Annotated in this window: 11 protein-coding genes; 6 read left to right on the plus strand and 5 right to left on the minus strand. The window is 69.7% G+C overall.

The genetic code is table 11. The annotated features are described in order from the left end of the window. The 4 genes from AC1DU6_RS12360 to AC1DU6_RS12375 form a co-directional block, all read left to right on the plus strand. The coding region (locus AC1DU6_RS12360) for a DUF4331 domain-containing protein (protein ID WP_477857491.1) at window positions 1–797 on the plus strand (797 nt) is incomplete at its 5' end. An 11-nt stretch (window positions 798–808) separates the two neighbouring features. Then, window positions 809–1,078 carry a hypothetical protein gene (locus AC1DU6_RS12365; protein WP_457326087.1) on the plus strand — a complete coding sequence of 90 codons (270 nt, stop codon included), beginning with the start codon at window positions 809–811 and terminating at the stop codon, window positions 1,076–1,078. After that, a complete protein-coding gene (locus tag AC1DU6_RS12370) occupies window positions 1,075–2,235 on the plus strand; it encodes a hypothetical protein (protein WP_477857493.1) in 1,161 nt (386 codons plus the stop codon). The genes AC1DU6_RS12365 and AC1DU6_RS12370 overlap by 4 nt, the downstream gene beginning before the upstream one ends. Further along, window positions 2,232–3,338 carry a HupE/UreJ family protein gene (locus AC1DU6_RS12375; RefSeq protein WP_457325158.1) on the plus strand — a complete coding sequence of 369 codons (1,107 nt, stop codon included), beginning with the start codon at window positions 2,232–2,234 and terminating at the stop codon, window positions 3,336–3,338. Before AC1DU6_RS12370 ends, AC1DU6_RS12375 begins: the two co-directional genes overlap by 4 nt. On the opposite strand, the gene AC1DU6_RS12380 is transcribed toward AC1DU6_RS12375, so the two are convergent. From AC1DU6_RS12380 to AC1DU6_RS12390, 3 genes are all read right to left on the minus strand, one after another. Further along, the gene (locus AC1DU6_RS12380; RefSeq protein ID WP_457325156.1) at window positions 3,322–3,693 is read right to left on the minus strand and encodes a hypothetical protein; all 372 of its coding nucleotides are present in this window, start codon (window positions 3,691–3,693) and stop codon (window positions 3,322–3,324) included. The genes AC1DU6_RS12375 and AC1DU6_RS12380 overlap by 17 nt on opposite strands. Further along, a complete protein-coding gene (locus tag AC1DU6_RS12385; protein WP_457325155.1) occupies window positions 3,681–3,920 on the minus strand; it encodes a hypothetical protein in 240 nt (79 codons plus the stop codon). Before AC1DU6_RS12385 ends, AC1DU6_RS12380 begins: the two co-directional genes overlap by 13 nt. A gap of 100 nt (window positions 3,921–4,020) precedes the next feature. Beyond that, window positions 4,021–4,917, minus strand: a complete 897-nt coding sequence (locus tag AC1DU6_RS12390; RefSeq protein ID WP_457325153.1) for a 5'-nucleotidase — start codon at window positions 4,915–4,917, stop codon at window positions 4,021–4,023. Window positions 4,918–4,994: 77 nt separating this feature from the next. On the opposite strand from AC1DU6_RS12390, the gene AC1DU6_RS12395 reads away from it, so the two are divergent. After that, window positions 4,995–5,498 (plus strand): DUF3455 domain-containing protein, encoded by a 504-nt coding sequence (locus AC1DU6_RS12395; protein ID WP_457325152.1) that lies wholly within the window; start codon window positions 4,995–4,997, stop codon window positions 5,496–5,498. On the opposite strand, the gene AC1DU6_RS12400 is transcribed toward AC1DU6_RS12395, so the two are convergent. After that, complete coding sequence (locus AC1DU6_RS12400) at window positions 5,495–6,664, minus strand: trans-sulfuration enzyme family protein (RefSeq protein WP_477857496.1); 1,170 nt, start codon at window positions 6,662–6,664, stop codon at window positions 5,495–5,497. The two genes, AC1DU6_RS12395 and AC1DU6_RS12400, sit on opposite strands and share 4 nt — an antisense overlap. Then, window positions 6,661–8,049 carry a pyridoxal-phosphate dependent enzyme gene (locus AC1DU6_RS12405; RefSeq protein WP_457325239.1) on the minus strand — a complete coding sequence of 463 codons (1,389 nt, stop codon included), beginning with the start codon at window positions 8,047–8,049 and terminating at the stop codon, window positions 6,661–6,663. Before AC1DU6_RS12405 ends, AC1DU6_RS12400 begins: the two co-directional genes overlap by 4 nt. A 204-nt stretch (window positions 8,050–8,253) precedes the next feature. Between AC1DU6_RS12405 and AC1DU6_RS12410 the strand changes: the two genes are divergently transcribed. After that, window positions 8,254–8,816: transporter substrate-binding domain-containing protein (locus tag AC1DU6_RS12410; RefSeq protein WP_477857498.1), on the plus strand; the 563-nt coding region annotated here is incomplete at its 3' end.

Raw genomic sequence — 8,816 nt, forward strand, 5'->3', positions numbered from 1 at the left:
ATGCCGCGCCCAACACCATCGACGACAAGAACGTCACCACGCTGGCGCTGGAGGTGCACAAGGACTGCCTGAAATCCGCGACCGACGATGTCATCGGCGGCTGGACCACGGCCAGCCTGCGCCAGGGCCGCCTGCTCGATCCCAAGCCGGGCTCGGGCCATCAGGCCAGCGAGAAGGCCGGCGGCGCCTGGGTGCAGGTCTCGCGCCTGGGCATGCCCCTGGTGAATGAAGTCGTCATCGGCCTCAAGGACAAGGACAAGTTCAACTCCGCCAAGCCCAAGGACGACGGCCAATTCGCCGACTACGTGACCAACCCGACGCTGCCAGCCTTGCTGGAGATCGCGCTGGCCCTGCCCAACACCGCGCCGACCAACTTCCCGCGCAACGACCTCGTCACCACCTTCCTGACCGGCATCAAGGGCGTCAACCAGCAGAAGACGGTCACGGCCTCCGAAATGCTGCGCCTGAACACGGCCATCGCCGCCGTGCCATTCGCTCAACAAAACCGTTTGGGCATCGTCGGCAACATCCTCGCCGCAGGCAACGACAACGCCGGCTTCCCGAACGGCCGCCGTCCCAAGGACGACGTCGTCGACATCTCGCTGGTGGCCGTCATGGGCGGCCTGTGCGTGGCCAACGGCGACACCGACAAGCTCGGCTTCGGCGCGGCCTGCAAGCCCAGCGCGGTGCCCCTGGGTGCCACGACTTTCAAGCTGCATGACGCGGTGGACCAGGCTGTCGTGCCCCTGCTCAGCGGCTTCCCCTACCTCAACACGCCCATCCCGGGCACCAAGTGAAAGGGGCCGCCATGTTGACCCGCAAGACTGCCGCGGTCGCCGCCGGCGCCGTGCTCGTGCTGGCCGCCTGCGGCGGCAGTGACAGCGACACTGAAATCATCAGCCCGCCGCCCCCACCGCCGCCGGCCCCCACCGCGGTGCCCGACAGCGCCGTGGCCTCGTCCGCCGCCCTGGTGAGCTACCTGAAGGCGCAGAAGACCGACGACGAGACCACAGAGGCGCTGACGCTGCCGACAGTGGCGGTGTCGGTCAGCGAGACCGAAGAGCCGCAGACGCTGTGAAGCACCTGCTCGTGCTGCTGCTGGCAATCCCGCTGGCGGTCTTGGCCGAACCTTTCGTCCCGAAGGACGACGCCGAGATCGTGCAGCGCCTGCCTTACCGCATCGACGCGGCCGAGCGCCAGCGCCGTGCGGCCTTGGCGCGCGACCCGGCACAGCTGCAGCTCGCCGTAGCCGCCGCCCGCGCGGCGCTGCAGCGCGCCCGCGTGCATGGCGACCCGCGCGAGCTCGGCGCGGCACAGGCCGCGCTGGCGCCGTGGTGGCGCCAGGCCGATGCACCCGCCGATGCCGTGCTGCTGCGCGCCCGCGTTCTGCAGGCGCGGCACGAGTTCGAGCCTGCCCTGGCCGAGCTGCACCGCCTGTTGGCGCGCGAAGATCTCGCGCCGGAGCATCGCGCCCAGGCCCTGCTCGACGCGGCCGCGTTGCATCAGCTGCGCGCCGAACTTACCGAGGCTCGCGCCTTGTGCGAACAGCTTCAACCCCTGGCCGCACTGCCGGCAACTGCCTGTCTGGCCGAGCTGGCCAGCCTGTCGGGACAGGGCCAAGCGGCGGCACAAACGCTGGCCCAGCTCAGCCCGGGCCGGTCCATCGCGCCCTGGCTTGCACTGATGCGTGCCGAGCTGGCGGAACGCCTCGGCAACGAAGCCACCGCGCCTGCCCTCTACCGTGCCGCGCTGGCCGGCGAGGACGAGGTCTACACGCGCGCCGCGCTGGCCGACTGGCTGCTGGCCCGCCAGCGTGCGGCCGAGGCCCTCGTGCTGGTCGAACGCAGCCCCGATGCCGAGGCCGATGCATTGCTGTTGCGCCAGGTCATCGCCTTGCGCCAGCTCGGCCGCGATGCGTCGGCGCGGACCGCCCTGATGCGCGAGCGCCTTGCCGCCGCCGACCGCCGCGAATCGGGCAAGCATGCGCGCGAGCAGGCCCGCTTTGCCCTCGATGTCGAGCAGCAGCCACGCGAGGCCCTGCGCCTGGCCCGGCTGAACTGGTCGATGCAGCGCGAGCCTGTTGATGCGGTGCTGCTGCTGCGCGCTGCCCTCGCCGCTGGGCGCGATGGCGATGCGACGCGTGAGGAACTGGCGCGCGTGCTGCGCGGCAAGGGCTGGCAGGATGCACGCCTTGCCGCTCTTGATCGGCGTTTTGACCGGAGCTTCGCGCCGTGATCCGTTGTTTGTTGTGGCTGCCGCTGCTGCTGTGCGGTGTGGCCCAGGCCCACCAGGCCAGCGAGGCCTATCTCGTCTACCGCGTCGAAGGTGCGGCGGTCGAACAGCGCCTGGACATCGCCTTGCGCGACCTGGACCGCGACCTGGCGCTGGACGCCGATGGCGACGGCAACTTGAGCTGGGGCGAGGTGCGCCAGCGCTGGCCCGACATCGAGGCGCTGGCCATGGCCGGCCTGCGCTTCACCGCCGATGGCGCGGCCTGCACGCCGCAGGACCGTCCCCAACCCCAGCTCGACCAGCACAGCGACGGCATGCACGCCGTGCTCATCAGCCACTGGCTCTGCCGCGCCGCCGTGCATGAGCTCGACATCGACTACCGCCTCTTTGCCAGCACCGACACCGCCCACCGTGGCCTGGCCCGCCTCGTCGGCGCGGCGGGCGAGCCGCTGGTGCTGACGCCCGGCGCCGGCCCACAACGTCTGGCGCTGGACAGCCGCGGCTTCGGTGGCTTCGTCGTCGAGGGCATGGCCCATATCGCCAGCGGGCTGGACCATGTGCTTTTCCTCGTCACGCTGCTGCTCGTCGCCGTCTGGCGTCGCGAGGGCAAGGGCTGGGCGCCCCGTGCCAGCGGCCGCGCCGCGCTGGCCGAGACGCTCAAGCTTGTCACCGCCTTCACTCTGGCCCACTCCATCACCCTGGCGCTGGCGGCCAGCGGCGCCATCGACCCGCCGACCACCGTCGTCGAATCGCTGATCGCGCTGACCGTGCTGCTCGCCGCGCTCGACAACCTGCGGCCCTTTGTGCCTGGGCCGCGCTGGAGCATGGTCGGCCTCTTCGGCCTCGTGCACGGCGTCGGCTTTGCCGGGCCGCTGAAGGACCTGGGCCTGCGCGGCAGCGAACTGGTGCTGCCGCTGCTGGGCTTCAACCTCGGCGTCGAGCTGGGACAGCTTGCCGTCGTCGCGCTGCTGCTGCCACTGGCCCTGATGCTGCGCTCGGCGACCATCTACCGGCGCTGGATCGTGCCCGGTGGATCCAGCGCTGTCGCCGCGCTGGCCCTGCTCTGGTGTGTCGAGCGCAGCTTCGGGCTCAGCCTGCTGCCTTGAGCGGCCGCAGGCGGCTGCGCAGCAACGCCAGGTCGAAGCGGTAGAACACCATCTGTATGCCGCGGCCCGATGCGCAAGTCGACAGCGCATCGTCGCCTTCGTGCATCCCGCCAGCCGTATCCCGCGCGCCCAGGCAAGCCAGCCCGGGCGGCAGCTGGGCCAACAGCATCTGGGCCATGATGAGGCTGTCGGCATCGCCGACGAGGGCTTGGAGCGGGATGTCGACACTGCCGGCGGCGTCGTCCAGGTGCGTGGTCAGTGCCTGCTCCAGCCGCGCGCTGACGCCCAGCATGGCAGGCTCGGTGGCAAAGGCCATCGCGTCGGTGTCCAGCAGTGCGCTGATCAGGACGGCCATACAGCCTCCTGGCGCAGGTCGCTGCGCAGCGGTGTGATGCGGTAGCTGTAGCCCGGGCGCATCAGCAACTGCGGGAAGGTGCAGCGGCTGAAGCCATCGCCCACGACGTCGCCGGAGCGGTCGTGCAGCATCTCCCAGTAGAAGCCGAAGACCTGTGGCGGCTGGCGCCGCAGACGCGGCAGGCCGCAAGCCGGGCGGCTCGCATGAGGAATCCACAGATTTGGCACGGCATGCTCCCCGGGGCACACACAAGCGGCCCCTACATGCACAGACGCGCAAATCCGCGCGACCCGGTCACGCCGGCATGCACAAGCTAGGGGGAGGAGGTCAGCCTGCGGCGATGCCGGCGGTCACGTGACCCGCGGGCACGTGGGCGGCCGCACTCGTGACATGGCCGACCTGATCGTCGAAGAAGAAGTCGGGCTCGAACTCGCGCAGGAATTCCCCCTTGGCCAGGCCGCCGAGAAACATGGCCTCGTCGACCTCGATCTGCCAGTCCATCAGCGTGCGGATGGCGCGCTCGTGAGCCGGTGCGCTGCGCGCAGTGACGAGGGCCGTGCGTACCTTCATGCCGTTGGCGTGTGAATGCTGCAGCCGGTGCAGCGCCTCCAGCATCGGCTTGAAGGGCCCGGCCTGTAGCGGCAGGTGGGCGCGCTGCAGTTCATGCTCGCGAAAGGCCGCCAGGCCGTCGCGCTGGAACACCTGCTCCGCTTCGTCGGAGAACAGCACCGCGTCGCCGTCGAAGGCAATGCGCAATTCCTTGGGATGCGCTGCCGAGGCCCGCGCCGCCAGCGGCATCACGCGCGCTGCGGCCACGCCGGCGCCGAGGGCTTGGCGCACATCGGCCTCGTTGGTGGACAAAAAGAGCTGGGCCGACAGCGGCTTCAGGTAGCGCCAGGGCGAGGCGCCACGCGTGAACACGCCGCGCTCGATGGGCAGGCCGTAGTGCTTGGCCGAGCGGAACACGCGCATGCCCGAGATCGGGTCGTTGCGCGACAGCACGACGACCTCCACCTGGGGCGTACCGCCGGCGTTGAAGGCCAGCAGTTTCTCCACCAGCGAGAAGGCCACGCCGGGCGGCGCCGGTTCGTCCAGGCGCTGCTGCTGCAGGGCCATGTAGGCATGGTCGTCGCCGGCCTCGAAGACCTCGTTCTCGGCCTCGAAGTCGAAGAGGGCGCGTGACGAGATAGCGACGACGAGTTGACCGGAGAGCGTGGCTGGCATGGCGGTCGATGATAGGGCTCGACGCCCGGGCCACGCCTTCCTAGACTCGCCGCGTTTTCAACTCGAAAGACTTGCCCATGCGCGCTGCTGCCCTTGCCATGCTGCCCATCCTCGCCGCCTGCGCCAGCAAGCCGGTGCCGCCTCAAGTGCCTGCCGCGTTGCAGCCCCCTGCCGGGCAGGTGCTGCAGCTCGAGGCGTTGGCCCAGGGCTGGCAGATCTACGAATGCCAGGCCAAGGCCGATGGCAGCGGCACCGCCTGGGTCTTCAAGGCGCCCGAGGCCACGCTGGCCGACCGCGCGGGGCGGCCGCTGGGCAAGCATTACGCCGGTCCGACCTGGGAGGGGCTGGATGGCAGCACGGTCGTCGGCGAGGTCAAGGCCCGCGACCCGGGCCCGGACGCGAAGGCCATCCCCTGGCTGCTGCTCGCGGCCAAGAGCAATGGCGGCGGCGGCGTCTTCAGCACGACGAAGAGCATCCAGCGCGTCGCGACGGTCGGTGGCGTCGCGCCCGCCGAGGCCTGCACGGCGGCAGGCCAGGTCGTGCGCGTCACCTACACGGCGACCTACTACTTCTACCGCTAGATCACGGCCAGCGCGGTGGCGAGGTCGCGCCGCAGGTCGTCCGCAGCCTCGATGCCTACGGACAGGCGCACCAGCGAGTCCGTGATGCCCAGCCGCGCCCGCGTCTCGGGCGGAATGGAGGCGTGGGTCATCAAGGCGGGCAGCGAGATCAGGCTCTCGACGCCGCCCAGGCTCTCGGCCAGCGTGAACAGCTCGACGCGCTGCAGGAAGCGGCGCGCGCCGGCCAGGTCGGTCTTCAGCGCCACGCTGATCATGCCGCCGCCGCCACGCATCTGGCGCTTGGCCAGGGCGTGCTGTGGGTGGCTTTCCAGGCCGGGGTAGAGCACGCGCTCGACCTGGGGCTGCGCGGCCAGCCAGGTGGCCAATTCGGCGGCGCTGGCGTTGTGCCTCTCCATGCGCAATGCCAGCGTCTTGAGGCCACGCAGCGCGAGGAAGCTGTCGAAGGGCCCGGCCACCGAGCCGACGGCGTTGTGCAGGAACTCGAGCTTCTCGCGCAGCTCGGCCTGGCGCGGCTCTCCACCCACGACCGCAATGCCGCCGATGACGTCGCTGTGGCCGTTGAGGTATTTGGTCGCCGAGTGCACGACGAGGTCGAAGCCCAGTTCCAGCGGGCGCTGGGCCCAGGGGCTGGCGAAGGTGTTGTCCGCCACGGCCAGCGCGCCGTGCTCGCGGGCGACGCGGGCTATGGCTGCCAGGTCGCTCAGGCGCAGCAGCGGGTTGCTGGGCGTCTCGATCCAGATCAGCTGGGTGTCAGGCTGCAACGCGGCGCGCACGGCCTCGGTGTTGCGGCTGTCGACGTAAGTCACGCGCAGGCCGGCGCTGTGCTTGCGCACCCGCTCGAAGAGGCGATAGCTGCCGCCGTAGAGGTCGTCACCGGCGACGATATGGGCGCCGGCGGGCAGGGTGTCGAGCACCGTGGCCATGGCCGCCAGCCCGGACGCGAAGGCATAGGCCTGGGCGCCGCCTTCGAGGTCGGCGACGGCGCGCTCCCAGGCCTGGCGGGTCGGGTTGTGGGTGCGGCCGTACTCATAGCCGGTGTGCTCGCCCGGGCCGTGCTGGCGGTAGGTGGAGCTGACCGAGATGGGCGGCATGACCGCGCCGGTGACGGCGTCGGGCGATTGGCCGGCGTGGATGACGCGGGTGTTGAAGTCGAGAGGATCGCTCATCGCGCGACCTCCTTGCGCAGATGGTTGATGAGGTCGAAGCGGGTGACGAGGCCGTGGAAGCCGGCGTCGTCCGCAATGACGGCCACGAGGCCGCGGCGCAGCTGCTCGTTCAATTCAGTGAGCGAAGCGCTGGGCGCCAGCGTGATGACGTCGGTGTTCATCGCGCTCTGCACCAGGGCGCCAAACGCGGCCGCGTCGGCATGCAGGCGCGCCAGCAGGTCGGACTCGTCCAGCAGCCCGACGAGGCGGTCGCCATCGAGCACCGGCAGCTGCGACACATCGGCCTGGCGCATGCGCGAGAAGGCCGTCTGCAGCGTGTCGTCCGGGCCGACCGACACGACGCCGCCGCTGGTCACCGGGCGCGAGATCAGGTCGCGCAGGTCGCCCAGGCGCGGGCGCGTCAGCAGGCCCTGGTCGAACATCCAATGGTCGTTGTAGACCTTGGACAGATAGCGCGTGCCGGTGTCGCAGACGAAGGTGACGACACGCTTCGGCGTGGTCTGCTCGCGGCAGTAGCGCAGCGCCGCCGCCAGCAGCGTGCCGGTTGACGAGCCGGCCAGGATGCCCTCGGCGCGGTAGAGCTCGCGCGCGGTGGCGAAGCTGTCGGTGTCGCTGATGCTGTAGGCCGTGCGTACCGGCCTGAGGTCGGCGATGGGCGGGATGAAATCCTCGCCGATGCCTTCCACCGCCCACGAGCCGGCGTCACCGAATTTGCCGGTGTCGATGTAGTCCTTCAGGATGGAGCCGACCGGATCGGCCAGCACCATCTCGATGCCGGGGCGCACTCGCTGGAAGAAACGACCGAGGCCGGTGATGGTGCCGCCGGAGCCGACGCCACAGACGATGGCGTCGACGTCGTGGCCCATCTGCTGCCAGATCTCGGGCGCCGTCGTCGTCTCGTGGGCCAGCGGGTTGGCGGGGTTGTTGAACTGGTCGGCATACCAGGCACCGGGGATTTCGCGCACCAGGCGGGCGGCCACGTCCTGGTAGTAGGCCGGGTGGCCCTTGCCGACGTCGGAGCGTGTCAGATGCACGCGGGCACCGAGAGCCTTGAGTTGCAGCACTTTCTCGGCGGACATCTTGTCGGGCACCACCAGCGCCACCTGGTAGCCCTTGGCACGCGCCACCAGGGCCAGGCCCAGGCCGGTATTGCCGGCGGTGGCTTCCACCACCGTGCCACCGGGTTTGAGCAAGCCCTCGCGCTCGGCCGTCTCGATCATGGCCAGGCCGATGCGGTCCTTGATGGAGCCGCCGGGGTTCTGGGATTCGAGCTTGAGGAAGAGCTGGCAGGGGCCGGTGTCCAGGCGCAGCACGGGCAACAGCGGCGTGTTGCCGATGAGGTCCAGCACGGCGGGCCGGGCCTCGAGCGGGAGTCGAGCGTTCATGACGAGTCGGGCCGCGGGTCGGGCGCGGCCAATTTGGGCTAGACCTCGCAGGATACGAAGGGAGGCTTCGCGCGCAATCCCGTTTTTCGCATGAGCTTGTGCGGTTTTCGACCGCGCCCCGCCGCACAAGCAAATGCGAAAAGCATCGTTCACGGCGGCTTATGTAATTCCTAGCATGCGACCACTTGTTCTCCAGGAATCCAGATGACTCTCTCCCGCCGCGTAATCACCCAGGCCTTGGTCGCTGCCGGCCTCTTTGCAGTGCAGGTCGCCCACGCCGACCAGCTCGACGACATCAAGAAGAAGGGCGAGCTCGTGGTCGGCGTGCTCGGCACCGACGAGCCCAACAGCTTCATCGACCCCAAGACGCGCGAAATCATTGGCTACGAGGTCGATCTGGCCCGCGCCATCGCCACCCGGCTGGGCGTGAAGCTGCAGATCAAGCAGCTCGCCGTCGCTGCGCGCATCCCCGAGCTACAGCAAGGCCATGTCGACCTGCTGGCTGCCTCCCTCACGCACAACAAGGAGCGCGAGGCCGTCATCGACTTCTCGCTGACCACCTTCGTCACCGGCCAGAAGGTGCTCGTCAAAGCCGATAGCGGCATCCAGAACGTAGCCGCGCTCGCCGGCAAGAAGGTCGTCACCATCAAAGGCGGCACGCAGGAGCCCAATATTCGCAAGGCCGTACCTCAGGTCGACGTCGTCACTTTCGACACCGGCCCGCAGGCCTTCCAGGCGCTGCAGCAGGGCAAGGGTGTGGCCTTTGT

The sequence above is a fragment of the Roseateles sp. P5_B10 genome (assembly GCF_056400485.1).